Raw genomic sequence first — 25,509 nt, 5'->3', positions numbered from 1 at the left:
AGTCACTGTGCGTTTGGTTGAAAACTGAACACACATAATAAAGGGAAACGCGGACTTCGGCACCTGGCAAGCTCGTCTAGGGTGACTATTGGCGTGATAGCCCCCAGCCAATGGACAGCTTTTCAAAGTGTTACTCACAGAGTTATCCACAGGTTGCGCAGCCTGAATCAACCGTTTTGCATCAAGGATGATTGCCGATGTCTGATTGCTCCTTATCCACTTGCCCACCTGCGGAACTGGAGGCGCGCTTGCGCCTGCATTGCCTTCCCGAGACCGGCTTGCGACGCTTTTCTACGCTGATCGAGGCCTTCGGAAGTGCCTCATCGGCGCTCAGTGCCCCCGGCTCGGCCTGGCGCGCACTGGGCATTCCCCATGCCAGTATCGATGCAAGGCGCAGCCCTGAAGTGCGGGATGCGGCCAGTGCCGCAATGCGCTGGCTAGAGCGTCCGGGCCAGCAATTGCTGATGTGGGACAGCCCAGACTACCCCCCGCTGCTCGCCGAAATCGCCGATGCCCCGCCGCTGCTGTTCGTGACGGGGAACGCATCGCTGCTCAGCCGCCCGCAGTTGGCGATCGTGGGCAGCCGCCGCGCGACGCCGCCGGCGGTGGACACGGCTGGAGCGTTTGCCAGGTACCTTGCCCAGGCAGGCTTCGTCGTCACCAGCGGCCTGGCAGTAGGCATTGATGGCGCCGCTCACCGCGCCGCGCTGCAGGCTGGAGGGGCCACGATAGGCGTACTGGGCACAGGGCTCGAAAAACTTTATCCACAGCGGCACAAGCAGTTGGCCGAGGCGATGATCGACAACGGCAGTGCACTGGTGTCGGAGTACCCGCTCAACGCCGGGCCGCTGCCGGCTAACTTCCCCCGGCGCAACCGCATCATCAGCGGTCTTTCGTTGGGTGTGCTGGTGGTCGAGGCCAGCTTGGCCAGTGGCTCGCTGATCACGGCGCGGCTCGCCGCCGAGCAGGGCCGGGAGGTCTATGCCATTCCAGGCTCCATTCACCATCCCGGCGCCAAGGGTTGTCACCAGCTGATCCGCGACGGCGCACTGCTCGTCGAAAGCGTCGGGCAGATACTCGAAACCCTGCAAGGCTGGCAGAACCTGCCCCCGGCCCCTGCGGACACGTTCGATCACCCGCTGCTGGCGCTATTGCACGCTGCACCGCAGACCACCGAAAGCCTGGCCCATTGCAGTGAGCAGCCGCTGGCAGAGGTGCTGGCGCAGCTCACCGAACTGGAGCTCGATGGCCGGGTCAGCAATCAAGCGGGGCGTTGGTTTGCCCGCTCGGGCTGAGTAAACTGCGCCCAGGCAACATTCCCAGTGGAGAAACATCGATGGTGAGCAGTTTTCGTGTGCAACAAGCCGCACGTGAGATCCGGGCAGGCGCAGTGATCGCCTACCCGACGGAGGCGGTCTGGGGCCTGGGCTGCGACCCATGGAACGAGGATGCGGTCTATCGGCTGCTGGCACTGAAGTCGCGGCCTGTGGATAAAGGGTTGATCCTGGTCGCCGACAACATCCGCCAGTTCGACTTCCTGTTCGAAGACTTCCCCGAAGACTGGATCGACCGAATGGCCAGCACCTGGCCTGGGCCCAACACCTGGCTGGTGCCGCATCAGGATCTACTGCCTGAATGGGTGACCGGGCAGCACGACACCGTAGCGCTTCGCGTCAGCGACCACCCGGTGGTACGCGAGCTGTGCGCATTGGTCGGGCCGCTGATCTCCACGTCGTGCAACCCTGGCGGGCGCCCTGCGGCGAAGACCCGGCTGCGGGTGGAGCAGTACTTCCATGGGCAACTGGATCTGGTACTGGGCGGGGCGTTGGGTGGGCGGAAGAACCCGAGCCTGATTCGCAATCTGGCTACCGGCGAGGTAGTACGGCCGGGTTGAGGCATCTGCTGACCAGGCTTGGGCCGAGCGCCTGAGCCATCCCCCTCATGACCCCTTGGTTTTTTCTGATTTTTGCCAAGGCGGTTGTTTGATATTCGGTTTGGGAAATATCCTACGAGCCGCGTCCCCTGCCATCACCTTCTCAGTAGGAACCTCTCCCCATAGGCTTCAGCTGTCGCCAAATACCTTGGCGATCGGGTGTGGTAGCCCGGATGCATTCTTTCTATGACAGTCTATGGCGACTGTGCGTGGGAGGCTTTCGAGCCTGCCTGGATTGGAAAATGCCCGGGTCTACCACCCCGCGTACAGTCGCCACCTATTCGCGTGGTAGTGGTACGTGGCGGCGTTAGGAGCATTTTCCAATGAAAAAAATAGTCCCTGATCCACCCCTTCCTTCAACTTCCACCCACCCATTCGGCCGCTGCGACGCAGGTCACCGGCCGCTGTTTGCGGTTAACCCAGACATCTCCGCTGAAGACGCCCTGGTGCATGTCGCCCTGTATCTGCGCAGTGCGTACGAAGCCGGCTACAAAGCCCTGGACCATATGCGCGAAGAAGGTCGTGGCCTGTTCTGGTCCAATCTGCACGCCGTTGAAATGGCAGAAGGCGTGGTCGAGGCCATCTTGAATGGCATCGAGTCGAATCCGCCGTCGCAGAAGAAGGTGTGAGGGCTGACAGGTGTCCGCCTTTAGTTTTTAGCGCCTGTGAGATCGAGCGCCGCCCGCGCGGCGCTTCGCGGGACAAGCCCGCTCCCACATTTGTTGCAACGTGCCGAACCTGTCAGGCCATGGTTGCCCGCCTTGGTGTATGGCTTGAGGCAGGCGGCGGCATCAATGCCCGCCTTGAAATCCAGTCATGCCAGCAAGGCTGACAACCATGGACTTACAGGCGTGGTCGCGTTGCAACGGATGTAGGAGCGGGCTTGTCCCGCGAAGCGCCGCGTGGGCGGCGCTCGATCTGCGCAACACTGCAAAAACCAAGGCAAGCATCTGGTCGCCATAACGCGACCTTCTGCCAATCAAGGCAACAAAATAGTAGACCCCACGGTCCGCCGCGCCGACAGCTCGCTCTGGGCCTTGGCCGCTTCGCTGAGCGGGTAGCGTTGCTGGATATCCACCGTCAGTTGGCCGCTGGCAATCATGGCAAAGAGGTCATCGGCCATGGCCTGGGTGTTCTCGGCGTTGTTGGCGTAAGTCGCCAGCGTCGGCCGAGTGACGTACAGCGAGCCCTTCTGCGCCAGAATCCCCAGGTTCACCCCACTCACCGCGCCCGAGGCATTGCCGAAGCTCACCATCAACCCCCGCGGTTGCAGGCAATCGAGCGACGTCAGCCAGGTGTCGGCACCCACGCCGTCATACACGACTGGGCATTTCTTGCCGTCGGTCAGCTCCAGCACCCGTTTGGCGACATCCTCGTGGCTGTAGTCGATGGTGGCCCAGGCGCCCAAGGCCTTGGCCCGCTCGGCCTTTTCGGCAGAGCTCACGGTGCCGATGAGCTTGGCGCCCAGCGCTTTTGCCCACTGGCAGGCCAGCGAACCAACGCCGCCTGCGGCCGCATGGAACAGGATCACATCGCCAGGCTGCACAGCGTAGGTCTGCTTGAGCAGGTACTGCACGGTCATGCCCTTGAGCATGACGGCGGCAGCCTGCTCGAAGCTGATGGCCTCTGGCAATTTGACCAGGTTGGCCTCAGGCAGCGTGTGCACCTCGCCATAGGCGCCCAATGGGCCCCCGCCATACGCCACACGGTCGCCGACCTTCAACCGTGACACGCCCTGGCCCACGGCCTCGACCACCCCTGCGCCTTCGGTGCCCAGGCCCGAAGGCAGGGACGGCGGCGCGTACAACCCGCTGCGGAAATAGGTATCGATGAAGTTCAAGCCCACAGCATGGTTGCGCACGCGCACGTGCTGAGGCCCAAGGTCGGCGGGTTCGAAGTCCACCCACTGCAGCACTTCGGGGCCGCCGTGCTGGTTGAACTGGATACGCTTGGCCATCTCGTACTCCTGGATTGGGGATCGGGAAAGGGGCTTCTATCGGACGCCTTTGCTTGACTGCCGTCAACTGCGGGGCGCTGGCAGGCGGTGTTATGCTACGTGCCACTTGTTTCCTGCCCGCTCCTGGTGACCCGATGATTAGCCGAACCGAGGCTGTGAAAGCCTATCTGCTCGATTTGCAAGACCGCATCTGCTCAGCCCTGGAACGCGAAGACGGCGGCGCCCGCTTCGTCGAGGACGCCTGGGTGCGCGAAGCCGGTGGCGGGGGCCGTACGCGGGTGATCGGCGAAGGCACCGTCATCGAGAAAGGCGGGGTGAATTTCTCCCATGTGTTCGGCACCGGGTTGCCGCCTTCGGCCAGCGCCCATCGGCCGGAGTTGGCTGGGCGCGGTTTCCAGGCGCTTGGGGTGTCGCTGGTGATCCACCCGCACAACCCGCACGTGCCTACTTCCCACGCCAACGTTCGGTTTTTCATCGCTGAGAAGGAAGGCGAAGAGCCGGTCTGGTGGTTCGGCGGTGGCTTCGATCTGACGCCGTATTACGGCGTGGAGGAAGACTGCGTGCACTGGCATCGAATCGCTGAACAGGCCTGCGCCCCCTTCGGCGCCGATGTGTACCCACGCTACAAGGCCTGGTGCGACCGGTATTTCCATCTCAAGCACCGGGGTGAGCCCCGTGGCATCGGCGGGCTGTTCTTCGATGACTTGAACGAGTGGGACTTCGATACCTGCTTCGCCTTCATCCGTGCCATCGGCGACGCCTACATCGACGCGTACCTGCCCATCGTGCAGCGCCGAAAAGGGACGGCCTATACCCCACAGCAACGGGAATTCCAGGAGTTTCGCCGGGGCCGCTACGTCGAGTTCAACCTGGTCTATGACCGTGGCACGCTATTCGGGCTGCAGTCTGGTGGGCGCACCGAGTCCATCCTCATGTCGCTGCCACCGCAGGTACGGTGGGGCTACGACTGGAAACCCGCGCCAGGCAGCGAAGAGGCACGGCTGACCGAGTACTTCCTGCAAGACCGTGACTGGCTCGGCCAGTAAGCCTGTAACCATTCAAGGAGCCGTCATGGACCAGTACGTCGTTTTTGGCAACCCGATCGGCCACAGCAAGTCGCCGCTGATTCATCGCCTGTTCGCCGAACAGACCGGCCAGGAGCTGGAGTACGCCACGCTGCTGGCGCCGCTGGATGACTTCAGTGACTGCGCGCGCGGCTTCTTCAAGCAAGGCAGCGGTGGCAACGTTACCGTGCCATTCAAGGAAGAAGCCTATCGCCTGTGCGACAGCCTTACCCCGCGCGCACGTCGCGCAGGTGCGGTGAACACGCTCAGCAAGCTGGCCGACGGTACCTTGCAGGGTGACAACACCGACGGCGCGGGGCTGGTCCGTGACCTCACCGTCAATGCCGGCGTTGAACTGGCAGGTAAACGCATCCTTGTCCTCGGTGCCGGCGGCGCCGTGCGCGGGGTGCTGGAGCCGCTGCTGGCACACAACCCGCAGTCACTGGTGATCGCCAACCGCACGGTGGAGAAGGCCGAACGCCTGGCCGAGGCGTTCGATGAACTGGGGCCGGTGGTGGCCAGTGGGTTCGCCTGGTTGCAAGAGCCAGTGGACCTGATCATCAATGCAACCTCGGCCAGCCTGGCCGGTGAGCTGCCACCGATTGCCAGCAGCCTGATCGAACCCGGGCGCACGGTGTGCTACGACATGATGTATGGCAAGGCGCCAACGCCGTTCTGCCAGTGGGCCGCCCAACATGGCGCCGCCAAGGTGCTGGACGGTCTGGGGATGCTGGCCGAACAAGCAGCCGAAGCCTTTTATGTGTGGCGCGGCGTGCGGCCGGACACTGCACCGGTTCTCGCTGAACTGCGCCGCCAACTGGCGCGGGGCTGACCGCCAGCTGGGCTACTGAGCGGCGCTGGGTGTGGCTGCTCAGTCCTCGAACCGGATTGGGCAACGCGCCGGGCCCTCGAGCTTGTGCAGCTCTTCGATCACCTGTGGCCTGGCGCCGCGCAAGGTCAGGCTACCGCCTGTTCGCGCCAGCCGCCTCGCCTCGCGGTGCAGCATGTCCACCCCTGAATAGTCGATGAAGTTCACCTGCCGCGCATCCATGACCACCTGCGGGCCTTGGCAGCCTTGCAGGCGTACTTGCAGGTAATGCGCAGCACCGAAGAAGATCGACCCGCCTACACGCAAGATGTCCGCATCGCCTTCGCGGCTCTGGTGAATCCGCGGGCGCGAGGTGCGCTTGAGGTAGAAGAACAGGGAAACCAGCACACCGGCATAGATGGCCGTCTGTAATTCCAAGAGCAAGGTGGCCGCTGCCGTCAGCGCCATGACCGCGAACTCGGCACGGCTGACACGCAGCAATGCGCCGATGGCCTTGCGATCAACCAGCCCCCAGCAAATCAACAGGATGCTGCCTGCCATCGCCGGAATCGGCAGGTGCGCGATCAGGCCGGCACCGGCGACAGCGAACACCGCTACCCACAGCGCCGAGAACACGCCGGCCATGGGCGAGCGTGCGCCTGCGTCATAGTTCAGGCCCGATCGGGTGAACGAGCCCGATGAGAGGTAGCCGGAAAAGAACGCACCGACGATGTTGGAGAGCCCTTGGGCACGTATTTCCTGGTCGGCGTCAATCAGTTGCTCGGAGCGCGCAGACAACGAACGTGCGATGGACAAGCTGGTCACCAGCCCCAGCATGCCAACGGCCACGGCGCTGGGGAGCAGGCGCAGTATCAGGTCCACGTCCAGCAGCGGCACGGCACTCAAGGGGGGCAGGCGCCCCTCGAACGCCGGTACACGCGGCACGTGCCCGAACACGCCGGGCAGCAGCCACGCCAGCAGGCTGACGGCCAACAGGCTTATCAACAGGCTGGGCCAGCGGGGACGCCATAGTTTCAGCGCTATGCCCATTACCACGGTGAGCGCTCCCAGTATCAAGGACGGCACGTCCATCTCACCGGCATGGCTGGCCAGGTCTTGAGCCGTCTTCAAGGCGGTGGCCTGGCTGGGCAAGTCCAGCCCAAGCAGGTTGGGCAGCTGCCCCAGCGCGATGACCACGGCGGCCCCAAGGGTGAAGCCGATCACTACCGAATGCGAGACGAAATTGACCAGGGCCCCGAAACGCAAAAGCCCCAGCAGTAGCTGGAAGACACCTCCCAGAAAGGTCAGCAGCAGCACAAGGGTGATGTAGTCATCGCTTCCTGCTACCGCCAACGGGCTGACACTGGCGTATAGCACGATGGAAATGGCCGCCGTCGGCCCGCAGATCAGGTGCCAGGAGGATCCCCACAGGCAGGCGACCAGCACGGGGACGATGGCCGCGTACAGCCCATATGCTGCTGGCAGGCCGGCGATCAGGGCGTATGCGATGGATTGCGGCAGCGCAAGGATGGCGCCGCTCAAACCCACCAGCAGGTCCTGACGCAAACTGTGGCGCGTCTGGCGCGGCAGCCAGCCCAGAAAGGGCAGCAGGCGTATGAGGCGATGCATAGTGCGGTCAAAATCCCCCGAATGGGTCTGTTCTGGAGAAGCGATCTGTTTCACGAATCAACCGCAGACAGACCCGCTCTCCATTAACGCGTTACAGCGTTCTTTTTACGGCCGCGACGGCGTCCGCACCCTCTTTGGTGGTCACGCCGGTCAGCCAACCATCCAGTGCTTCGGGATGTGCTCTCACCCAGGCCTTGGCGGCATCGTCGAAGCTGATCTTCTTATCCACAACCTCGGCCATGATGGTGTTTTCCATGTCCAGCGTGAAGCTCAAGTTGCTCAGCAACTTTGCCGCGTTCGGGCAGGCTTGTGGATAACCCTTGCGTGTCAGCGTGAACACGTCGCCTTTGCTGCCGAACCACTTCTCTCCACCGGTCAAGTAATGCATGTTCAGCTTCACGTTCATGGGGTGAGGCGTCCAGCCGAGGAAGACAATGTACTGCTGTTTCTTGACCGCTCTGTCCACCTGGGCCAGCATGGCCTGCTCACTGGACTCCACCAGCTTCCATTTGCCCAGGCCGAAGGCATCATCCTTGATGATCGCTTGCAGCGAGAGGTTGGCCGGCGCGCCTGAGCCAATGCCGTAGAGCTTCCTGCCAAACTGATCGGCGTGCTTGTTCAGGTCTGCGAAATCGCGTACCCCGCCATTCCACACGTAGTCCGGCACCGCCAGGGTGAATTCGGTTCCTTGCAGATTGCGCGAGAGCTGCTGCACATCCCCGTTGGCGACGAATTTGTCATGGAAGCCTTGGTGCGCAGGCATCCAGCTTCCAAGAAAGGCATCGACCTGGCCGTCCTTGAGCCCGCCATAGATGATCGGCACCGCCAGGCTGTCCACCTTGACCTGGTACCCCAGGGGTTCAAGCAGCAGGCGGGCCACTGCGTTGGTGGTGGCGATGTCACTCCACCCAGGGTCGGCCAGCTTGACGGTTGAGCACTGCGCGTTGTCATCGGCGGCCTGGGCGCTCAGTGTGCCCAGGCTGACGGCTAGCGCGAACAAGGTAGCAGCGAACGTATGCATGGCGGGCTCTCTTTTCAATCCAGTGGGGCGGGCTGTGGATAACGTGCCTTGCGCTCAAGGTCATCAAGATCGATGTGGTTGCGCATGTACTGCTGACTGGCGTCCACCCAAGGTTGGTGGTCCCAGCTGCTCAACTTGCCAATGGCCAGTGCCTGGGCCACCAGACGGCGACGTCGCTGGCTGGCCAGCACTTGCTGGCGCAGGCCGGGTATGTCCCAGCGCTGGCGCGCCTCGGTGACGAACGCCTGCATCAATGCCTGATGATCCGGGCTGGTAGCCAGATTCTCCCGCTCGTACGGGTCGCGGCTCAGGTCATAGAGTAGACAGGGGTCGTCCTCGCTGTACACGAACTTGTAGGAACCACGGCGAATCATCATGAGCGGGCCGACGGTACCCTCGGCCATGTATTCACCAATGACCTCGTCGTGACCGCCCTGCCCTTGCAAATGACCAAGCAGAGAGCGGCCATCCAGGTGAAGGGATTTATCCACAGCCCCACCTGCCAACTCGACCAGGGTGGGCAGCAAGTCGCAGGTCGAGACGGACGCACTCACGCGTCCGGGCGCGAAGCGCTGCGGGGCATGGATCAGTAGCGGTACACGGGCTGACATCTCGAACCAGTGCATCTTGTACCAGAGGCCACGCTCACCCAGCATGTCGCCATGGTCGCCCGAGAACACGATCAAAGTATCGTCGGCGAGGTTGCATTCCTCGAGGGTTTGCAGCAATTGACCGATATTGTCGTCGATATAGCTGCATGCGCCGAAGTAGGCCCGCCGAGCATCGCGGATTTTGTCCACAGGAAGCGGTTTGTTCCAAAGGTCGTAGACCTTGAGCAATCGCTGGGAGTGGGGATCGAGTGACGCCTGGCTATCGGTGTGCCTGGGCAACGGAATATCCACACCTTCGTAGCGATCCCAGTAGCGTTTGGGAATGGTGTAAGGGTCGTGGGGGTGGGTCATGGACACTGTCAGACAGAACGGACGGCCGTCGTTTTCACGGACATGGTCATACAAATACTGACGCGCCTTGAACACTACTTCCTCGTCGAAATCCAGCTGGTTCGTACGCACGCATGGCCCTGCCTGCAGCACCGAGGACATGTTGTGGTACCAGCTTGGTCGCACGTCAGGCTCATCCCAGTTCACGGCCCAGCCGTAGTCGGCCGGGTAGATATCACTGGTCAGGCGTTCCTCGTAGCCGTGCAATTGATCAGGCCCACAGAAGTGCATCTTGCCTGACAGTGCCGTTCGGTAACCCAGGCGGCGCAGATAATGGGCGTAGGTGGGGATATCGGCGGGGAAATCTGCTGCATTGTCATAGGCCCCAATGCGGCTGGGGAGCTGACCGCTGACGAGGGTGAAGCGCGAGGGCGCGCACAGCGGGCTGTTGCAGTAAGCCGAATCGAACACCACGGCCTGAGCGGCCAGGCGAGTGAGGTGAGGCATTTGAAGGGGTGAGTCAGCGTAGATGGGCAGCAGCGGCGCTGCCATCTGGTCGGCCATGATGAACAGGATATTAGGGCGTTTCATGCAAGCTTCCATCGTTGAAGGTTATGCGGAATGCTTGCCTACCACGATGAGGCGGTGCATAACGGGGGTAAAGCCCCTGTCGGGCAATGTGTGGGATTAGCCAGGCTTATGTTCGAGCACCTTGCGGGATTGTCGTTGGATACGTTGCGCGTGTTCGAGGCCGCCGCGCGCTTGCGCAGCTTTACGGCAGCTGCCTTGGAGCTGGGCACCACGCAGCCGGCGATCAGTCAGCAGATAAAACGCCTGGAGGCGCAGCTGGGCACGCGGCTGTTCGACCGTATCTACCGGGGCATCGAGCTGACCGAAGCGGGCCAGGTGTTGTTGGAATATGTCGGCCAGGGGCTGCACACCATGGACGATGGCGTGGCCCGCGCAAGCGGGCGCACACAGCGTGAAGTCCTGCAGGTGGCAACGGATTTTGCATTCGCTGCGTTCTGGTTGATGCCCCGACTGCAGCGCTTTCATGAAGCGTATCCTCAGGTCGATGTGAGCCTGGTGACAGGTGAGCGAAGCCAAGGCATGTTGCGCCCGGATATCGACGTGGCGGTGCTGTTCGGCGATGGGCGTTTTCATCAAGGCGAGAGCCGTTGGCTGTTCGACGAGGAAGTTTTCCCGGTATGCAGCCCTCGTCTGATCCATGGCAAACCCTTGTCTGCTGCGGCCTTGCAGCGCTTGCCGCTGCTGCACCTCAAGGGTGAACAGGCCAGCCGGTGGTTCGACTGGGCAGGTGTATTTCGCGGCTTAGGGGTGACCAGCGCACCGCCTGCGGGGCAGCTACGGTTCGACAACTACACGTTGTTGATCCAGGCTGCCATCGCGGGCCAGGGCATGGCGATTGGCTGGCGGCATCTGGTGGATGGGCTGGTCGATCAAGGGTTGTTGTGTCGACCGTTGGAGGGCAGCTTACGGTCGGCGCGTGGCTATTACGCCGTACTGCCGCCGCGCAAGCGTCGCGGGGCGTTGATCGGACGCTTCGTGGATTGGCTTGAGCACGAGCGTAGCCTCTGAGATGCTGGGCCCGCTTGTGGCATGTTGTCAGAATCGACGCACATCAGGAGTAGCTGTGCAGAGAATCAAGGGTTATCACGCCCACGTGTACTACGATGCCTCGACCCTTGAGCAGGCGCGAGCCTTGTGCGAGGAGGCAGCGGCGCTGTTCCCGGTCGTCATGGGGCGTATGCACACCAGGGCGGTTGGGCCGCATCCCGACTGGAGCTGCCAGTTGGCGTTCGAGCCGGAGCTCATTGGCGTGGTGCTGCCCTGGTTGGCGCTGCACCGCAAGGGGCTGGTGGTGTTTCTGCACCCGCTGACCGGGGATGAGCTGGCAGACCACCGCGATCATGCGATCTGGATGGGAGCGTTGCGGCCTCTGGACTTGTCGGGCTTTGGCGAAGGGCGTTGATTGGGCGATCCCAATCTCAGGAACGTTCTTGCCGGGGCGCCGGACTGGCGCCGATGAGTCGCGGAGCGTGTCCGGAAACCTCTGTGGAAAGTTGAAATCCTGGGACTGCAAAGCAGTCCCAGGATAGCTTCGGGCACCGAGCAACCCTTGAAGCGACAACCATCGGTTAGCGCCGAGCGCCACGCACCCCTTCTGCCAACGCCGAGCACAGGCTCAACACATCGTCTACCGCCTGACCGGGGTTCTGCGCGTGGGCAATCTTGTCGACCAGGGCCGAGCCTACCACCACACCGTCGGCAAGGCGGGCGATGTTGGCCGCCTGCTCGGGGGTGCGAATGCCGAACCCTACACTGATCGGCAAATCCGTATGGCGACGCAAGCGTGCAATGGCTTCGGTCACATGTTCGGTAGTCGCCGAGCCTGCACCGGTCACACCGGCCACCGACACGTAGTAGACGAAGCCGGAGCTACGCTGCAGCACGCGGGGCAGGCGCGCGTCGTCGGTGGTCGGGGTCGTCAGGCGAATGAAGTCGATACCCGCAGCCTGGGCCGGGCTGGCCAGTTCGTCGTCATGCTCAGGTGGCAGGTCGACGATGATCAGGCCATCGACACCGGCTTCGTTGGCCTGGGCCACGAACGCTTCCACGCCAAAGCGGTGGATCGGGTTGTAGTAACCCATCAGCACGATCGGCGTGGTCTGGTCATCCACTCGGAATTCGCGGACCATCTGGAGCGTCTTGGCCAGGGTCTGCCCAGCCTCAAGCGCGCGCAGGGTGGCCAGCTGGATCGCTACACCATCGGCCATGGGGTCGGTGAATGGCATGCCCAGTTCGATCACGTCGGCACCTGCCGCCGGCAGGCCCTTGAGAATCTGGAGCGAGGCGTCATAGCCTGGATCACCTGCGGTGACGAAGGTGACCAGTGCTGCGCGGCCTTCGGTTTTCAGCTCGGCGAAACGTTGTTCAAGACGGCTCATGCCTGTTTCTCCTGGGCGGCCATGTGGTTCATGACGGTGTGCATATCCTTGTCTCCGCGCCCCGACAGGCAGATCACCATCAGGTGGTCCTTGGGCAAGGACGGAGAGCGCTTGATGGCTTCGGCCAGCGCGTGGGCGCTTTCCAGCGCTGGAATGATGCCTTCGAGCCGGCAGGATGCGTGGAAGGCATCCAGGGCCTCGTCATCGGTGATGCTGACGTATTCGACCCGCTTCACTTCGTGCAGGTAGGCGTGCTCGGGGCCGATGCCCGGATAGTCCAGGCCTGCAGAGATCGAATGGGCATCGGTGATCTGGCCGTCGGCATCCTGCAGCAAGTAGGTACGGTTGCCGTGCAGTACCCCAGGTACCCCGCCGTTCAGGCTGGCTGCGTGCTTGTCGGTCTGCACGCCGTGCCCGCCCGCTTCGACACCGATGATCTGAACGCTCGGCTCTTCGAGAAACTCGTGGAACAGGCCCATGGCATTGGACCCGCCACCCACGCATGCCACCAGGCTGTCCGGCAGGCGGCCTTCCTTTTCCTGCATCTGGGCGCGGGTTTCCTTGCCGATGATCGACTGGAAGTCCCGGACCATGGCTGGATAGGGGTGCGGGCCGGCCACGGTGCCGATCAGGTAGAAGGTGTCGTCGACATTGGTGACCCAGTCGCGCAGAGCCTCGTTCATGGCGTCTTTCAAGGTGCCGGTGCCAGCGGTGACCGGCACGATTTCAGCGCCCAGCAGTTTCATGCGGAACACGTTGGCCTGCTGCCGCTCGATGTCGGTAGCGCCCATGTAAATCACGCAAGGCAACCCGAAACGCGCCGCCACGGTGGCGGTAGCGACGCCATGCATGCCGGCACCGGTTTCAGCGATCAGGCGCTTCTTGCCCATGCGCTTGGCCAGCAATACCTGACCGATGCAATTGTTCACCTTGTGCGCGCCGGTGTGGTTGAGTTCCTCGCGCTTGAAGTAGATTTTGGCGCCACCGCAGTGCTCGGTCAGGCGCTCGGCGAAGTACAACGGGTTGGGACGGCCGATGTAGTCGCGTTGAAAATAAGCCAGCTCTTCGAGAAATGCAGGGTCTGCCTTGGCCGCTTCGTATTCACGGGCCAGGTCCAGTACCAGTGGCATCAGGGTTTCGGCCACGTAGCGGCCGCCGAACGAGCCGAACAGGCCATTGGCATCGGGGCCGGGGCGATATTGGGACTGGGTCATGAGACGCTCCAAGGCATAACGAATGAGTGATGGGCTTTACTGTAACCATGACCTGCCCCGATGAAAACCGATAAGATTGCTCTGACTTGTCAGGAAAACTCACACGTAATGGCCAGTGATCTCCCTCCTCTCAATGCGTTGCGCGCCTTCGAGGCAACTGCCCGGCTCAACAGCGTCAGCCAGGCAGCCGAGGCGCTGCACGTCACCCACGGCGCAGTTAGCCGGCAAATCAAAGCGCTCGAAGCGCACCTTGGCGTGGCCCTGTTCGCCAAGGATGGGCGAGGTGTCAAACTCACAGATGCAGGCGCCAGGTTGCGTGACGTCAGTGGTGAGGTCTTTGATCGGCTGCGTGGGGTATGCCGGGAGCTGACCCGCGAAGTGGAGCACGCCCCTTTCGTGCTTGGCTGTTCCGGAAGCTTGCTGGCGCGTTGGTTCATCCCGCGCCTGGGACGGCTGAATGCCGACTTGCCTGAGCTTCGCCTGCATCTTTCTGCCGGTGAGGGTGACCTGGACCCGCGTCGCCCTGGGCTGGATGCGTTGCTGGTCTATGCCGAACCGCCGTGGCCAGCGGACATGCAGGTTCATGTACTGGCGCAGGAACGTATCGGTCCAGTCGTCAGCCCGCACTTCGAGGGCGCTGGGCGACTGCGCAAAGCGGCTGTCAGCCAGCTATTGGAAGAATCCTTGCTGCACACCACCTCGCGCCCGCAAGCCTGGCCTACCTGGGCGTTGGCCAATGACCTCGATGCCCAGGCAGTAAAGTATGGGCAGTCGTTCGAGCACCTGTATTACTTGTTGGAAGCCGCAGTCGCAGGATTGGGGGTGGCCATCGCGCCGGAGCCACTGGTGGCCGATGACTTGCGTGCAGGGCGCCTGATCGCGCCATGGGGCTTTAGCGCAACGCCTGCAGCGTTGGCGCTGTGGGTGCCACGGCGCGCCGCGGATGGGCGCGCCGAGCAGCTGGCGCAGTGGTTACGCGCCGAGTTGGCTGGGCAGAGCGTTTAGTTGCGCTTGCACAGCAGGTAGGCAGCCAGCAGGCCCAGTGCGCCTACTGCCACGCCAGCGGTGGTGTAGGGGTGTTCCTGGGCATAGTCGCGAGTAGCGATGCTGGTCTTGACCGTGCGGTCTTTGACTTCTTCGTAAGCGTCGCTCAGTAGGCTGCGCGAGTGCTTCAGGGCCGTCTCGGCATTGCTGCGGATAGCCTTGAGGGACTTCTGGGATTCCTCGGAGGCGTCGTTCTTGAGGCTTTCCAGGCTCTTCAGGAGGCTCTCGATCTCGGCTTCCATGCTTTCCAGTGATGTTTTACGCAGCGAGTTGCGGGGCATGTTGACTCTCCTTCGCGTTATGGGCTCTAGAGAGTGCGACTATCAAGCGAAGCGAAAGTGCGATCGAACTTTCTGCCGCTGCGCCTGCTCGCAGGTAAACCAGCACTGCGCTGCTAGGCTCAACGTTATCGCCATCCAAGGAGTCAACACATGTCCGATCACCACACGTACAAAATGCTCGAACTGGTAGGTTCTTCCACCACCGGTATCGAAGATGCAATCCAGAATGCCCTGGCCGAAGCCTCCAAAAGCGTGCAGATGATGGAGTGGTTCGAAGTCGTCAGCACCCGCGGCCATATTCGCGACAACAAAGTCGAGCACTTCCAGGTGACCCTGAAGGTCGGCTTCCGTATCACCAACAGCTGATACAGGTCCGGGCTGGATGTGCCTGGCGCGATGGGGTAAGACTTAGACGAGGCGCCTGATGGGCGCCTTTTGCGATTTCATCTGCACAAGGAAAGCAAGTGATGAACAAAGTGGTTCTGGCGTTGGGCCTGATGACCCTGGCGGGCGGCGCGATGGCGGCCGGCAAGCCGTGCGAAGAGCTGAAAGCGGAAATCGCTGCCAAGCTCGATGCCAAGGGCGTGCAAAATTACACGCTGACGGTCGTGGACAAGGGTGATCCCGCTGGCAAGGTGGTGGGCAGTTGTGAAGGCGGTACCAAGGAAATCGTTTACAGCCGCAACTAAGGGCCACCGAACCCCGTGGGTTGACCACGGGGTTCGGGCATACGGCCGTTTGCTCGGCTACCGGCCACCCATCAAGAGGCCAGCCCAGCCCAGTTTCGCTCCACGGCGCGCCCTGCTCAACCGCTAGGCTGGCTGCAGTGCCTGAGCCAGCAACTCGTAGGAGCGTATCCGGTCTGCGTGCTCGTACAGGTCGCAGGTAAAGATCAGTTCATCGGCCCCTGTCTGCTCCAGCAACACGTCGACCTTGGCACGGACCTTGTCTGGGCTCCCGATCATCGCCAGCCCCATGAAGCTGCCCACTGCATCGCGCTCATGCGGCAACCACAAGCCATTCATGGTTTCTACCGGGGGCTTCTGCATCAGGCTCTGACCGCGAATTAGGGCCAGGATGCGTTGATAAACCGACGTGGCCAGGTACTCGGCTTTCTCATCGGTCTCGGCCACTACCATGGGGATGCCGAGCATGACGTAGGGCTTGTCCAGCGTGGTAGAGGGCTTGAAGTGGTTGCGGTAGACCCGAATGGCCTCGTGCATGTAGCGCGGCGCAAAATGCGATGCGAAGGCATAGGGCATACCACGCATGCCGGCCAGCTGGGCACTGAACAAGCTAGAGCCCAGCAACCAGATAGGCACTTCGGTGTCGTATCCCGGTACGGCAATCACCTTCTGATCATCGGTGCGTGGGCCCAGGTAGCGCGACAACTCTTCGACGTCATCCGGGAAATCATCCGCACTGCCGGCGCGGTCGCGGCGCAGTGCATGGGCGGTCATCTGGTCGGACCCTGGAGCGCGGCCCAGGCCCAAGTCGATACGGCCGGGGTAGAGGCTGGCCAGGGTGCCAAACTGCTCGGCCACAACGAGCGGCGCGTGGTTGGGCAGCATGACGCCCCCGGAACCTACCCTGATACGCGATGTACCGCCTGCGAGGTAACCGATCAGCACTGAGGTGGCCGAGCTGGCGATGCCGTCCATGTTGTGGTGCTCGGCTACCCAGAAACGGTTGTAACCGAAACGCTCGACCTGTTGCGCCAGGTCCAGCGAATTGCGCAGTGATTGCGCGGGCCCTTGGTCGGCGCGCACTGGCACCAGATCAAGGGTGGATATTTTCAGATTTCGCAACTGCGTCATGAAGCCTCCGCAATGATGGTTGGCCTGAGGCCTTTTGACTCTGTATGGGCGCAATCGTTGGATTCAATGTCCCCTGTCGGATTGAGCTGAACTCTCATCAGGCTACCAGCCTCTGAATAGATAGGTACTTAACCAATGACCGGGAGGCATCATGAAGAAGACAGCATCGGCAATCTGGGAAGGTGGTCTCAAGGACGGCAAGGGCCAGATCTCCACTGAAAGCGGCGCGCTCAAGAACAATCCTTATGGGTTCAACACCCGTTTCGAAGATACGCCGGGCACCAACCCGGAAGAACTGATCGGCGCCGCCCACGCTGGGTGCTTCTCGATGGCGCTGTCGATGATGCTGGGCGAAGCCAAGCTGACGCCCGAGCGTATCGACACAGCGGCAGAAGTCACCTTGGACAAGCAAAGCGATGGTTTTGCCATCACCGCAGTGCACTTGGTGCTCCGCGCCAAGGTACCAGGGGCGAGCGAAGAGCAGTTCCAGGAAATCGCCAATAAGGCCAAGCAAGGCTGCCCCGTGTCCAAGGTGCTCAACGCCGACATTACCCTGGATGCCAAGCTGGTAAGCTGATCGCTCCAGCCGTGGGCGGTTTGCGGTAATCTGAAAACCCGGCAGCCTCGCTGCCTTTACTGGAGCCGCCCATGATTCGCATCGCTACAACTTTACTGGTCTCCCTGATGACAACTTCGGCACTGGCAGCAATCAAGCCATGCGAGGAGTTGAAGGCAGAAATCGAGGCCAAGATCCAGGCCCAGGGCGTGCCGTCCTATACCCTTGAAATCGTGCCCAACAGCGAAGTGCAGGACCCTAATATGGTGGTCGGCAGCTGCGATGGCGGTGCCCGCAAGATCATTTATCAGAAGAATGATCAGTAAGCCTGCCAACAGCGGGTCATTAAGAAAACCTAAGGAATGCAGAAGACCCTGCTAGGTTCGTTGACGACCACGGTCCTGGCTGAGTCATACAGCAGCACCTGTGGCTCCATCACCGGCGCTCTTGCCTCAAGCCGATAACGCTCCCCTGCCTCGAAGTGATCGTAACGCACCGTCAGGTAGCACGTACGGTCCCTGGGGTCGGTAGAGAACCCGCCCGCGTAGATCTCATAGTCGAAACGTACGATCAGTTCGTGCTTGCCGGGCGTCACCTGAAAATAACGGCCATCGTCCAGGCGCTTGCCATCGAGGCGATCGGCCATGATGACCCTGCCGGGTGTCATGGTGTATAGGTCTACCCAGGCCTGTTTGGGATCTTTGGGCGGTAGGGGGCTGGCACAAGCTCCCAGTGCACTGAGGGCGATCAGCATCATGGGCTGGCGCATGGCAGGGTTTTCCACTTGCAGTGAATATGTGACAAGCATAGCGCTGTTTTGGATGCTTTACGTCCGTTGGCAGCCTGCCGGTTCGCCCTGGCTGACCAGTTTCTGTTGCTGATCATAGAGCTTGATCCAGGGACGGAAGCCGATGCTGCCAGCCTGCAGTTGGTAACGCTCGCCAGCATCGAAGCCCTTGAAGGCTACCTTGACCTGGCAATCACGCCATAGCGGGGCGTCGACGGGACCGATGTTGCTGGGCGCCACCGGGAATTGATAGCGCACGGTCAGCTCATGGTTGCCAGGCGGTACCTGGAAATAACGGTTGTCGTCCCAGTCGCGTGCGTCGACTTTCACCGCGTCCAGGGAGGTCTGCTGGCCTGGTTCAAGGTCGACCCACGCCTGAGAGGGGTCGGGGTCGGGCAATGTCGAACAGGCCGTTGTCAGCAGCAAGGAACCGGTAACCCACAATGCGCGCATGGCGAAACTCCCCTTCGGCACGATAATCTTTAGGCGAATGGGGTTGAGCGAATAAGACGGTAAACGATGCTTGGAATAGTGCTTGCGCAGCGCTCAGACCCTGGGGCACTCGACCGTGTTTTCACCCGGTTTGTTCCGCTACTGGTCGCCGCGCTGCTCAACGGTTGCAGCAGCGCTGGCTACTATGGCCAGCTGGCAGCCGGCCAGTGGGAGCTGCTGCAGGCGCGTCGGCCCGTGACGAAGGTGATGGCTGATCCTGCCACGTCTGTGCCATTGCGCGCTCGGCTGGAGTACGCCCAACAAGCGCGAGCGTTCGCCACCCAGCAGCTGAAATTGCCCGACAACCGAAGCTACACGATGTACGCCGACTTGGGCCGCCCCTACGTCGTGTGGAATGTTTTCGCCACCCCCGAGTTGTCGCTTCAGCCAGTCACCCACTGTTTTCCCATTGCCGGGTGCGTGGCTTACCGCGGCTATTATCGTCAGGGCGCAGCACGGGGTGCAGCGGCGTTGATGCGCCAGCAGCACCTTGACGTCTATGTGGGCGGCGTTGAAACCTATTCGACCCTGGGCTGGTTCGATGACCCCATCCTGTCATCGATGATGGGCTGGGGTGAAGAGCGCCTGGCCACACTGATCTTTCACGAGCTGGCTCATCAGCGTGTCTATGTGCAAGACGATACGGCCTTCAACGAGTCATTCGCGTCGTTCGTGGAGCAGCAAGGCACGCGGCAATGGCGGCTCAGCCGTGGGCTGGCGGCCACCGGCGACGACCATGGTCCGCAGCGCGAGCAGTTCATTCGCTTGGTGCTGGCCACGCGGGCACGGCTACAGGCCCTTTATGCGGCGCCCACCGATGATCAAACCAAGCGCTTGGCCAAGCGGGCCGAGTTCGAGCGGTTGCGGCGCGATTACCATTCGCTGCGCGATGGCCCATGGGGAGGCGACAGGCGTTACGACGCTTGGGTCTATGGGCCGATGAACAATGCGAAATTGCTGCCATTCGGACTGTACGACCAGTGGGTGCCTGCTTTTTCGGTTTTGTTTCGCCAGGTCGAAGGTGACTGGGAACGCTTTTATGAGCGCGTCGGGCAACTGGCTTCATTGCCCCTCGCAGCGCGTACTGCAGCCTTGCAAGGGTTGATGCCCAAGGGCTAGGTCGCGCTAGCCGGTTGCCCAGCCCTTCAGCGAGGTTGCCTGTTGAACGCCTCGTGCATCTCGGCCAGGGAGGCGAAATGGAACGCCGGCGTTTCTGCCATCAGTTCCTCGCGGCTTCCGAACCCATACCCTACTGCCACTGCCTGCAAACCGTTGCTACGGGCTCCGATCAGGTCATGCTTGCGATCGCCGATCATGAGCGTGTGCGCCGGGTCCAGCCCTTCTTCGTCCAGCAAGTGGCGAATCAGCTCGACCTTGTTGGTTCGCGTACCGTCCAGCTCGCTGCCGTAGATCATTTTGAAATGCTGATCGAAGGCGAAGTGGCGGGCAATTTCGCGCGCGAATTCCCACGGCTTGGAAGTCGCTATGTAGAGCGTGCGGCCTTGGCCATTGAGGGTCTCGAGCAGCTGCGGCACCCCGTCGAACACGAGGTTTTCGTACAGGCCCGTGACGCGAAAGCGCTCACGGTAGAAGTTGACCGCCTCCCAGGCCTTGGCTTCGTCGAAACCGTAGAACTGCATGAACGCTTGCAACAACGGCGGGCCGATGAAGTGTTCAAGGCGTGAGAGGTCTGGCTCGTCGATACCCAGTTTCGCCAAGGCGTACTGGATGGAGCGGGTGATACCCAGGCGTGGGTCGGTCAGGGTGCCATCAAGGTCGAACAGAATGTTTTGCTGGTGCATAGGGAAGGTTTCCGCTTGAGTGCTGCGCCGCATGCTGGCGGGCAAGCCGTGCCCGCATGGCTGTGGAAAAACGATCAGTCTGGCTGATCGAAGCCCTCGGCCAGGTGCTGGTCCTTGAGCTTCACATAGTTGCCAGCGCTGTAGGCGAAGAAGGCACGTTCCTGGTCGTTCAACAACCGGACCTGCCTGACTGGGCTGCCCATGTACAGGTAGCCACTGACCAGGCGCTTGCCCGGTGGCACCAGGCTGGCGGCGCCAATGATCACCTCGTCCTCGACGATGGCGCCGTCCATGACGGTACTGCCCATGCCGACCAGGATGCGGTTGCCCAATGTGCAGCCGTGCAGCATGACCTTGTGCCCGATGGTGACTTCGTCACCGATGATCAGCGCAAAGCCATCAGGGTTGAACGGGCTGGCGTGGGTGATGTGCAGCACACTGGCGTCCTGCACACTGGTCCGCGCGCCGATACGGATGCGGTGCATGTCGCCTCGCACGACCACCAATGGCCAGACCGAACTGTCTTCGCCGATCTCCACATCGCCCAGTACCACCGCCGAGCGGTCGACGAAGGCCCGCGCTCCGAGCTTGGGATGGTGTTGCTGGAAGCTTCGAATGGCCATGATAGTGTTCCTCATGTGTGCCGATAGGCTGGCTGCCTGCTGCGGTCGGCGTCGATTGTAATTAAGATGGGGCTGTGTTTCTTCTGCCAAGGTATCCAAACCGTGACTGCGAACAACCCGCTTCTGCAATCCCACGATCTGCCGCCCTTCTCGCAAATCCGTGCAGAGCACGTGCTGCCGGCGATCGAAGCGATCCTGGCCGACAACCGTAAAGCCATTGCCAGGATTCTTGAAGAACAAGGCGCAGCGCCTACATGGGCAGGCCTGGTGCTGGCCATGGACGAACTGAACGACCGCCTCGGGGCCGCCTGGAGCCCGGTGAGCCACCTCAATGCGGTGTGCAATAGCCCAGCGTTGCGTGAAGCCTATGAGGCCTGCCTGCCAGCGCTGAGTGCCTACTCCACGGAGCTTGGGCAGAACCGCGCGCTGTTCGATGCCTACCAGGCACTGGCTGCAAGCCCTGAAGCTGCCTCGTTCGATGTGGCGCAAAAGACCATCCTTGAACATGCATTGCGCGACTTCCGCCTGTCGGGCATCGACCTGCCCGCCGCAGAACAGCAGCGCTACGCTGAGGTGCAGAGCAAACTCAGCGAGCTGGGCAGCCGTTTCTCCAACCAGCTGTTGGATGCCACCCAGGCATGGAGCAAGCACGTCACCGACGAAACCACGCTCGACGGCCTGCCCGACTCGGCCAAGGCCCAGATGGCCGCCGCTGCCGCCGCCAAGGACCTCGAGGGCTGGCTGATCACGCTAGAGTTCCCCAGCTATTACGCGGTGATGACCTACGCCAGCGACCGCGCGCTGCGCGAAGAGCTGTATGCGGCCTACTGTACCCGCGCTTCGGATCAGGGCCCGAACGCGGGGCAGTTCGATAACGGTCCGGTGATGCAGCAGATTCTCGATCTGCGCCAGGAGCTTGCCGAATTACTGGGCTACAAGAACTACGCCGAGCTCAGCCTGGCGACCAAGATGGCCGAGTCCAGCGACCAGGTGTTGAGCTTCCTGCGCGATCTGGCCAAGCGCTCCAAGCCCTTCGCCGCCCGCGATCTGGCCCAGCTCAAGGCCTATGCTGCCGAACAGGGTTGTCCCGAGCTGGCCAGTTGGGATGCCAGCTACTTTGGCGAGAAGCTGCGAGAGCAGCGCTACAGCGTGTCCCAGGAAGCACTGCGCGCCTACTTTCCCATCGACAAGGTGCTAGGCGGCCTGTTCAGCATCGTGCAGCGCCTGTACGGCATCGAGATCAACGAGCTCAAGCAGTTCGATGCCTGGCACCCGGATGTACGCCTGTTCGAGATCAAGGAGAACGGCCAGCATGTGGGGCGTTTCTTCTTCGACCTCTATGCCCGCGCCAACAAGCGTGGCGGTGCCTGGATGGACGGTGCGCGTGACCGTCGCGTAACGGCGCAGGGCAAACTGCAAAGCCCGGTGGCCAACCTGGTGTGCAACTTCACCCCTGCCGCGCCGGGCAAACCTGCCTTGCTGACCCATGACGAGGTCACGACGCTGTTCCATGAGTTCGGCCATGGCTTGCACCACCTGTTGACCCGCATCGACCACGCTGGAGTGTCCGGCATCAACGGCGTGGCATGGGATGCGGTAGAACTGCCCAGCCAGTTCATGGAGAACTGGTGCTGGGAGCCCGAAGGCCTTGCCTTGATCTCCGGCCATTACGATACTGGCGAGGCGCTGCCGCAGGACCTGCTGGACAAGATGCTGGCTGCGAAGAACTTCCAGTCGGGCATGATGATGGTGCGCCAGCTCGAGTTCTCGCTGTTCGACTTTGAGCTTCACGCCAGCCACGGTGACGGCCGTACGGTACTGCAGGTGCTCGAAGGGGTGCGCGATGAAGTGTCGGTCATGCGCCCACCGGCCTATAACCGCTTCCCCAACAGCTTTGCGCACATCTTCGCGGGCGGTTATGCCGCAGGCTACTACAGCTACAAATGGGCTGAAGTGTTGTCGGCCGATGCCTTCTCGCGGTTCGAGGAAGAAGGCGTGTTCAATGCCCAAACAGGCCGGGCGTTCCGCGAAGCGGTGCTGGCACGCGGCGGCTCGCGTGCGCCGATGGTATTGTTCGTCGACTTCCGCGGTCGCGAGCCGTCCATTGACGCCTTGCTGCGCCACAGCGGTCTGGCCGAAGAATCGGCAGCATGAGCGAGGATGCCGTGAACAAGACCAAGAAGCGCTTCATCGCCGGCGCGGTATGCCCGGCGTGCAGTGAAGCTGACAAGCTGACGATGTGGAACGAAGACGGTGTGCCGCACCGCGAGTGCGTGGCGTGTGGTTTTACCGATACGCTCAATGAGCAGGGCTTGTCGGTACCCAGTGAACTGGGCACGCGGGTCAACCAACAAGCGCCCAAGCCGGCAGCGGCGAAAGTGCAGACCGTGCAGTTCTTTCCCAATCCGAAGCTGAAGAAACCGGCCGATTGACCACCGCACCGCCCGGGTGCAAGGCCCGGGCGGTGGCGGCTGGTGGTAATTAAGAGCGACCTGCACGCTTGCGCAGTCGTCCACGCTTGCATGCTCCCATCATTGAGCAAGGTAACGCGTGATGAGCAACCCGCTTCTGCAAGACGGCAATGTGCCCGTCGACTACCCCTCCATTGCAGTCGAAAGCATGCAGGATGCATTCGATCAGGTCCTTGAGCAGTATGCTCAAGGCATCGAGCGCGTGATCAACAGCCAGCCATCGATGCCAACATGGGATGACCTGGTGCTGGCCATGGATGATCTGGACGCCCAGGTGTACGCAGTGCTTTATGGGGTAATGCCCTTTCTGGGCAAAGGGCAGACCTGGAGTGACCCTATCCTGGCGTTTCATATCGCGGCCAGCGCTGCGTTGGACTCAAGGTTTAGCAACGAGCAGCTTCAGTCGCTGTATGAACAGCTGGCGCACAGCGATATCGGCGTTAACCTCGATGATCGCCAGCGGGCAACACTGCGCTGGCACTTGGAAAGGTTTCGCGTGAGTGGCGCTTCCCTGCCCACGAGCGACAAGACGCGGCTGCTCGACCTGCAACGTCGGATAACCGAGCTTGAAGAGCAGTATCTGATTAATCTCGACCAGCCGGACATGATCGTCGATGACGTCACTCAGCTGCGTGGTCTGTCCCAACGCAGTCTCGATGAGTTGAGCGAGCGAGCAAGGCAGCGTGGCAGTAACGGATGGTCCATACCTTGCGAAAGCTGGGCTGCCGAGCGTGTGCTGGAAGAGGCCGAGCTGGGTGCTCTCCGTGAGCAGGTGTATCAGGCTTTTCATGGACGTGGCGTCAATACCGACCTGTCGCAAGATAATGGTCAAGTGCTGCAGCAACTGGCCCTTCTGCGCCATGAACGAGCGACGCTATTGGCGTTCTCCGATCACATGACCCTGAGCTTGGCGCGTAAAAGTGCTGGTTCGCCAGACCAGGTTCGCGCCTTCCTGCAAAGCTTGGCTGCTGGCATGAAGCCCGTAGTGCTGCAGTGGCGCTCAGACTTTGAGCGTGACGCTCAGGCATTGGGTCTGGAAGACATGCAGCCCTGGGACCTACGCTTTGCCCAAAAGCAACTGCGAGACGCGGCCAAGATAGTGCCAAAGGACGCGCTGCGCGAATTTTTCCCGATGGCTGCCGTCATCGACGCGTTGGTCCAGCTGGCCAAGCGGCTCTTTGACCTGGAGTTGAGGCCCACCCCTGCCCCCGTATGGGCACCCTCGGTACTGGTGTTCGAGGCATTCCAGGACGACGCACGGATTGGCTTGCTCTACCTCGATGCCGTGCAGCACGCCGGTAAGCAGGCAGAGGCGGTGTTCACAACGTATGTGCGTAACCGCCGGATCGACGCGGAAGGGATTTTCCAGCAAGCGGTGGTGATCGTCTTCAGCGATGTGCCCGAAGGTAGTGCAGGTGCGCAGCCACTGTTGGATCACCTCGCGTTGCGCAAGCTGTACCACGAGTTCGGCCATGCCTTGCACCACCTCTTGGTGCGCACGGACAATCAGATCCAGTCGGGCGTAGTCGAACTCGGTACGGACGGTACGGAGCTCTTCGGCAAGCTGTTCGAACGTTGGGTGTGGAACGCCGCCTATCTCGTCAGCATTTCCTCGCACTATTCGGATGGGCGTCAGATTGACAGGGCGCAGGTCGAGCAGTGCGTCGAGCGCTACAGACGCGAAGCCATCGGCGAAGCCGCGCTTGAGCTGAGCAAGGCCTTGTTCGATGTGGATCTGCACACGAACCCAGCTGACGGGAAAACCCTTCGCCAGCGATTTACTCGATCGCGCGAGCAATGTGGTTACTGGCCTTTAAACGCCCTAGAGCACCCAGCCCACGCCTTCGACCACCTGGTTACCGGCTATGACGCCGGTTATTACGCGTACCTCTGGGCAGATGTATGTGCTGTGGATATCTTCACCCGCTTCGAGCAAACAGGGCTACTTGATCGTGCACTTGGACAGGCGCTGCTCGAGTCATTGATTGCCCCCGGAGCATCGCGCCCATTGCGTGAAGGAGTGATGCAGTTTCTTGGCCGTGAGACAAACCTACACCCCTACCTCCAGTGGCTTCAGGCCGTCGGATGATCGGGCTGGCA

28 protein-coding genes are annotated in these 25,509 nt (G+C 61.7%); 16 read left to right on the top strand and 12 right to left on the bottom strand.

Features of this window, described 5'->3' with window-relative positions; translation table 11 throughout:
- The first annotated feature begins 197 nt into the window (after positions 1-197).
- The 3 genes from dprA to FH041_RS17265 all read left to right on the top strand — a co-directional run bounded on the left by dprA (position 198) and on the right by FH041_RS17265 (position 2,562).
- Positions 198-1,295, top strand: coding sequence for a DNA-processing protein DprA (gene dprA, locus FH041_RS17275; protein WP_049695256.1), 1,098 nt, complete (start codon positions 198-200; stop codon positions 1,293-1,295).
- 41 nt (positions 1,296-1,336) lie between these two features.
- Positions 1,337-1,894, top strand: a complete 558-nt coding sequence (locus FH041_RS17270) for an L-threonylcarbamoyladenylate synthase (RefSeq protein ID WP_027913284.1) — start codon at positions 1,337-1,339, stop codon at positions 1,892-1,894.
- A gap of 362 nt (positions 1,895-2,256) precedes the next feature.
- Positions 2,257-2,562: a DUF3077 domain-containing protein gene (locus tag FH041_RS17265; protein WP_049695255.1), complete on the top strand. Its 306-nt coding sequence runs from the start codon at positions 2,257-2,259 to the stop codon at positions 2,560-2,562.
- 350 nt (positions 2,563-2,912) lie between these two features.
- Here FH041_RS17265 and FH041_RS17260 read toward each other — a convergent pair whose 3' ends face one another.
- A complete protein-coding gene (locus tag FH041_RS17260; RefSeq protein ID WP_049695254.1) occupies positions 2,913-3,890 on the bottom strand; it encodes an NADPH:quinone reductase in 978 nt (325 codons plus the stop codon).
- A 134-nt stretch (positions 3,891-4,024) separates the two neighbouring features.
- Here FH041_RS17260 and hemF point away from each other — a divergent pair, with 134 nt between their 5' ends.
- Together hemF and aroE are read left to right on the top strand one after the other, a co-directional pair.
- Positions 4,025-4,936, top strand: a complete 912-nt coding sequence (hemF, locus tag FH041_RS17255) for an oxygen-dependent coproporphyrinogen oxidase (RefSeq protein WP_023532527.1) — start codon at positions 4,025-4,027, stop codon at positions 4,934-4,936.
- Positions 4,937-4,961: 25 nt separating this feature from the next.
- On the top strand, positions 4,962-5,786 hold the full coding sequence (gene aroE / locus FH041_RS17250; protein ID WP_027913281.1) for a shikimate dehydrogenase: 825 nt from the start codon (positions 4,962-4,964) through the stop codon (positions 5,784-5,786).
- A 39-nt stretch (positions 5,787-5,825) separates the two neighbouring features.
- Here aroE and FH041_RS17245 read toward each other — a convergent pair whose 3' ends face one another.
- The 3 genes from FH041_RS17245 to betC all read right to left on the bottom strand — a co-directional run bounded on the left by FH041_RS17245 (position 5,826) and on the right by betC (position 9,944).
- A complete protein-coding gene (locus FH041_RS17245; protein ID WP_028687746.1) occupies positions 5,826-7,391 on the bottom strand; it encodes a SulP family inorganic anion transporter in 1,566 nt (521 codons plus the stop codon).
- Between the two features lie 91 nt (positions 7,392-7,482).
- Entirely contained in the window at positions 7,483-8,412 is a 930-nt protein-coding gene (choX, locus tag FH041_RS17240) for a choline ABC transporter substrate-binding protein (RefSeq protein ID WP_028687747.1), read from the bottom strand.
- Between the two features lie 14 nt (positions 8,413-8,426).
- Complete coding sequence (betC, locus tag FH041_RS17235; RefSeq protein ID WP_027913278.1) at positions 8,427-9,944, bottom strand: choline-sulfatase; 1,518 nt, start codon at positions 9,942-9,944, stop codon at positions 8,427-8,429.
- Positions 9,945-10,052: 108 nt separating this feature from the next.
- Between betC and FH041_RS17230 the strand changes: the two genes are divergently transcribed.
- Both FH041_RS17230 and FH041_RS17225 read left to right on the top strand, forming a co-directional pair.
- Positions 10,053-10,952, top strand: coding sequence for a LysR family transcriptional regulator (locus FH041_RS17230; RefSeq protein ID WP_059183499.1), 900 nt, complete (start codon positions 10,053-10,055; stop codon positions 10,950-10,952).
- 55 nt (positions 10,953-11,007) lie between these two features.
- On the top strand, positions 11,008-11,346 hold the full coding sequence (locus FH041_RS17225) for a DOPA 4,5-dioxygenase family protein (RefSeq protein WP_023532452.1): 339 nt from the start codon (positions 11,008-11,010) through the stop codon (positions 11,344-11,346).
- A 166-nt stretch (positions 11,347-11,512) separates the two neighbouring features.
- Here the strand turns inward: FH041_RS17225 and trpA are convergent, their stop codons facing one another.
- Together trpA and trpB are read right to left on the bottom strand one after the other, a co-directional pair.
- Entirely contained in the window at positions 11,513-12,322 is an 810-nt protein-coding gene (gene trpA, locus FH041_RS17220) for a tryptophan synthase subunit alpha (protein WP_027913275.1), read from the bottom strand.
- Entirely contained in the window at positions 12,319-13,536 is a 1,218-nt protein-coding gene (gene trpB / locus FH041_RS17215) for a tryptophan synthase subunit beta (protein ID WP_140174894.1), read from the bottom strand. Before trpB ends, trpA begins: the two co-directional genes overlap by 4 nt.
- Positions 13,537-13,644: 108 nt before the next feature.
- On the opposite strand from trpB, the gene FH041_RS17210 reads away from it, so the two are divergent.
- Positions 13,645-14,541: a LysR family transcriptional regulator gene (locus tag FH041_RS17210; protein ID WP_027913274.1), complete on the top strand. Its 897-nt coding sequence runs from the start codon at positions 13,645-13,647 to the stop codon at positions 14,539-14,541.
- On the opposite strand, the gene FH041_RS17205 is transcribed toward FH041_RS17210, so the two are convergent.
- Positions 14,538-14,861: a YqjD family protein gene (locus FH041_RS17205; RefSeq protein WP_023532474.1), complete on the bottom strand. Its 324-nt coding sequence runs from the start codon at positions 14,859-14,861 to the stop codon at positions 14,538-14,540. The genes FH041_RS17210 and FH041_RS17205 overlap by 4 nt on opposite strands.
- A 150-nt stretch (positions 14,862-15,011) precedes the next feature.
- Between FH041_RS17205 and FH041_RS17200 the strand changes: the two genes are divergently transcribed.
- Together FH041_RS17200 and FH041_RS17195 are read left to right on the top strand one after the other, a co-directional pair.
- Positions 15,012-15,227, top strand: coding sequence for a dodecin (locus tag FH041_RS17200; RefSeq protein ID WP_023532741.1), 216 nt, complete (start codon positions 15,012-15,014; stop codon positions 15,225-15,227).
- Positions 15,228-15,328: 101 nt separating this feature from the next.
- The gene (locus FH041_RS17195) at positions 15,329-15,550 is read left to right on the top strand and encodes a DUF1161 domain-containing protein (RefSeq protein ID WP_023532365.1); all 222 of its coding nucleotides are present in this window, start codon (positions 15,329-15,331) and stop codon (positions 15,548-15,550) included.
- Between the two features lie 123 nt (positions 15,551-15,673).
- Here the strand turns inward: FH041_RS17195 and FH041_RS17190 are convergent, their stop codons facing one another.
- Positions 15,674-16,678 carry an LLM class flavin-dependent oxidoreductase gene (locus FH041_RS17190; RefSeq protein ID WP_059183497.1) on the bottom strand — a complete coding sequence of 335 codons (1,005 nt, stop codon included), beginning with the start codon at positions 16,676-16,678 and terminating at the stop codon, positions 15,674-15,676.
- 151 nt (positions 16,679-16,829) lie between these two features.
- Between FH041_RS17190 and FH041_RS17185 the strand changes: the two genes are divergently transcribed.
- Together FH041_RS17185 and FH041_RS17180 are read left to right on the top strand one after the other, a co-directional pair.
- Positions 16,830-17,255, top strand: coding sequence for an OsmC family protein (locus tag FH041_RS17185; RefSeq protein ID WP_027913272.1), 426 nt, complete (start codon positions 16,830-16,832; stop codon positions 17,253-17,255).
- A 71-nt stretch (positions 17,256-17,326) separates the two neighbouring features.
- Positions 17,327-17,560 (top strand): DUF1161 domain-containing protein, encoded by a 234-nt coding sequence (locus FH041_RS17180; RefSeq protein ID WP_027913271.1) that lies wholly within the window; start codon positions 17,327-17,329, stop codon positions 17,558-17,560.
- 29 nt (positions 17,561-17,589) lie between these two features.
- On the opposite strand, the gene FH041_RS17175 is transcribed toward FH041_RS17180, so the two are convergent.
- Entirely contained in the window at positions 17,590-18,003 is a 414-nt protein-coding gene (locus FH041_RS17175) for a hypothetical protein (RefSeq protein WP_023532343.1), read from the bottom strand.
- A 57-nt stretch (positions 18,004-18,060) separates the two neighbouring features.
- Positions 18,061-18,474, bottom strand: coding sequence for a hypothetical protein (locus tag FH041_RS17170; RefSeq protein WP_027913270.1), 414 nt, complete (start codon positions 18,472-18,474; stop codon positions 18,061-18,063).
- A 66-nt stretch (positions 18,475-18,540) separates the two neighbouring features.
- On the opposite strand from FH041_RS17170, the gene FH041_RS17165 reads away from it, so the two are divergent.
- Positions 18,541-19,632 carry an aminopeptidase gene (locus FH041_RS17165; protein WP_028687750.1) on the top strand — a complete coding sequence of 364 codons (1,092 nt, stop codon included), beginning with the start codon at positions 18,541-18,543 and terminating at the stop codon, positions 19,630-19,632.
- 26 nt (positions 19,633-19,658) lie between these two features.
- Here the strand turns inward: FH041_RS17165 and FH041_RS17160 are convergent, their stop codons facing one another.
- Positions 19,659-20,315, bottom strand: a complete 657-nt coding sequence (locus FH041_RS17160; protein ID WP_028687751.1) for an HAD family hydrolase — start codon at positions 20,313-20,315, stop codon at positions 19,659-19,661.
- Between the two features lie 74 nt (positions 20,316-20,389).
- On the bottom strand, positions 20,390-20,938 hold the full coding sequence (locus tag FH041_RS17155) for a gamma carbonic anhydrase family protein (RefSeq protein WP_023532446.1): 549 nt from the start codon (positions 20,936-20,938) through the stop codon (positions 20,390-20,392).
- Between the two features lie 102 nt (positions 20,939-21,040).
- Here FH041_RS17155 and prlC point away from each other — a divergent pair, with 102 nt between their 5' ends.
- From prlC to FH041_RS17140, 3 genes are all read left to right on the top strand, one after another.
- Positions 21,041-23,092, top strand: a complete 2,052-nt coding sequence (prlC, locus tag FH041_RS17150) for an oligopeptidase A (protein ID WP_231977364.1) — start codon at positions 21,041-21,043, stop codon at positions 23,090-23,092.
- The gene (locus FH041_RS17145; RefSeq protein WP_027913266.1) at positions 23,089-23,370 is read left to right on the top strand and encodes a YheV family putative zinc ribbon protein; all 282 of its coding nucleotides are present in this window, start codon (positions 23,089-23,091) and stop codon (positions 23,368-23,370) included. Before prlC ends, FH041_RS17145 begins: the two co-directional genes overlap by 4 nt.
- 121 nt (positions 23,371-23,491) lie before the next feature.
- Positions 23,492-25,498 carry a M3 family metallopeptidase gene (locus FH041_RS17140; RefSeq protein ID WP_059183495.1) on the top strand — a complete coding sequence of 669 codons (2,007 nt, stop codon included), beginning with the start codon at positions 23,492-23,494 and terminating at the stop codon, positions 25,496-25,498.
- Positions 25,499-25,509 lie beyond the last annotated feature (11 nt).

It is taken from the genome of Pseudomonas sp. SWI7 (assembly GCF_006351945.1).
In the GTDB taxonomy this organism is placed as follows: domain Bacteria; phylum Pseudomonadota; class Gammaproteobacteria; order Pseudomonadales; family Pseudomonadaceae; genus Aquipseudomonas; species Aquipseudomonas fulva.
This window is presented reverse-complemented; position numbering and strand designations above follow the sequence as displayed.

What these genes read in the sequence shown, in the direction of transcription:
- dprA (WP_049695256.1), top strand. Translation starts at nt 198, where the DNA reads ATGTCTGATTGCTCCTTATCCACTTGCCCACCTGCGGAACTGGAGGCG.
- FH041_RS17270 (WP_027913284.1), top strand. Translation starts at nt 1,337, where the DNA reads ATGGTGAGCAGTTTTCGTGTGCAACAAGCCGCACGTGAGATCCGGGCA.
- FH041_RS17265 (WP_049695255.1), top strand. Translation starts at nt 2,257, where the DNA reads ATGAAAAAAATAGTCCCTGATCCACCCCTTCCTTCAACTTCCACCCAC.
- FH041_RS17260 (WP_049695254.1), bottom strand. Translation starts at nt 3,890, where the DNA reads ATGGCCAAGCGTATCCAGTTCAACCAGCACGGCGGCCCCGAAGTGCTG.
- hemF (WP_023532527.1), top strand. Translation starts at nt 4,025, where the DNA reads ATGATTAGCCGAACCGAGGCTGTGAAAGCCTATCTGCTCGATTTGCAA.
- aroE (WP_027913281.1), top strand. Translation starts at nt 4,962, where the DNA reads ATGGACCAGTACGTCGTTTTTGGCAACCCGATCGGCCACAGCAAGTCG.
- FH041_RS17245 (WP_028687746.1), bottom strand. Translation starts at nt 7,391, where the DNA reads ATGCATCGCCTCATACGCCTGCTGCCCTTTCTGGGCTGGCTGCCGCGC.
- choX (WP_028687747.1), bottom strand. Translation starts at nt 8,412, where the DNA reads ATGCATACGTTCGCTGCTACCTTGTTCGCGCTAGCCGTCAGCCTGGGC.
- betC (WP_027913278.1), bottom strand. Translation starts at nt 9,944, where the DNA reads ATGAAACGCCCTAATATCCTGTTCATCATGGCCGACCAGATGGCAGCG.
- FH041_RS17230 (WP_059183499.1), top strand. Translation starts at nt 10,053, where the DNA reads ATGTTCGAGCACCTTGCGGGATTGTCGTTGGATACGTTGCGCGTGTTC.
- trpA (WP_027913275.1), bottom strand. Translation starts at nt 12,322, where the DNA reads ATGAGCCGTCTTGAACAACGTTTCGCCGAGCTGAAAACCGAAGGCCGC.
- trpB (WP_140174894.1), bottom strand. Translation starts at nt 13,536, where the DNA reads ATGACCCAGTCCCAATATCGCCCCGGCCCCGATGCCAATGGCCTGTTC.
- FH041_RS17210 (WP_027913274.1), top strand. Translation starts at nt 13,645, where the DNA reads ATGGCCAGTGATCTCCCTCCTCTCAATGCGTTGCGCGCCTTCGAGGCA.
- FH041_RS17205 (WP_023532474.1), bottom strand. Translation starts at nt 14,861, where the DNA reads ATGCCCCGCAACTCGCTGCGTAAAACATCACTGGAAAGCATGGAAGCC.
- FH041_RS17200 (WP_023532741.1), top strand. Translation starts at nt 15,012, where the DNA reads ATGTCCGATCACCACACGTACAAAATGCTCGAACTGGTAGGTTCTTCC.
- FH041_RS17195 (WP_023532365.1), top strand. Translation starts at nt 15,329, where the DNA reads ATGAACAAAGTGGTTCTGGCGTTGGGCCTGATGACCCTGGCGGGCGGC.
- FH041_RS17190 (WP_059183497.1), bottom strand. Translation starts at nt 16,678, where the DNA reads ATGACGCAGTTGCGAAATCTGAAAATATCCACCCTTGATCTGGTGCCA.
- FH041_RS17185 (WP_027913272.1), top strand. Translation starts at nt 16,830, where the DNA reads ATGAAGAAGACAGCATCGGCAATCTGGGAAGGTGGTCTCAAGGACGGC.
- FH041_RS17180 (WP_027913271.1), top strand. Translation starts at nt 17,327, where the DNA reads ATGATTCGCATCGCTACAACTTTACTGGTCTCCCTGATGACAACTTCG.
- FH041_RS17175 (WP_023532343.1), bottom strand. Translation starts at nt 18,003, where the DNA reads ATGCGCCAGCCCATGATGCTGATCGCCCTCAGTGCACTGGGAGCTTGT.
- FH041_RS17170 (WP_027913270.1), bottom strand. Translation starts at nt 18,474, where the DNA reads ATGCGCGCATTGTGGGTTACCGGTTCCTTGCTGCTGACAACGGCCTGT.
- FH041_RS17165 (WP_028687750.1), top strand. Translation starts at nt 18,541, where the DNA reads ATGCTTGGAATAGTGCTTGCGCAGCGCTCAGACCCTGGGGCACTCGAC.
- FH041_RS17160 (WP_028687751.1), bottom strand. Translation starts at nt 20,315, where the DNA reads ATGCACCAGCAAAACATTCTGTTCGACCTTGATGGCACCCTGACCGAC.
- FH041_RS17155 (WP_023532446.1), bottom strand. Translation starts at nt 20,938, where the DNA reads ATGGCCATTCGAAGCTTCCAGCAACACCATCCCAAGCTCGGAGCGCGG.
- FH041_RS17145 (WP_027913266.1), top strand. Translation starts at nt 23,089, where the DNA reads ATGAGCGAGGATGCCGTGAACAAGACCAAGAAGCGCTTCATCGCCGGC.
- FH041_RS17140 (WP_059183495.1), top strand. Translation starts at nt 23,492, where the DNA reads ATGAGCAACCCGCTTCTGCAAGACGGCAATGTGCCCGTCGACTACCCC.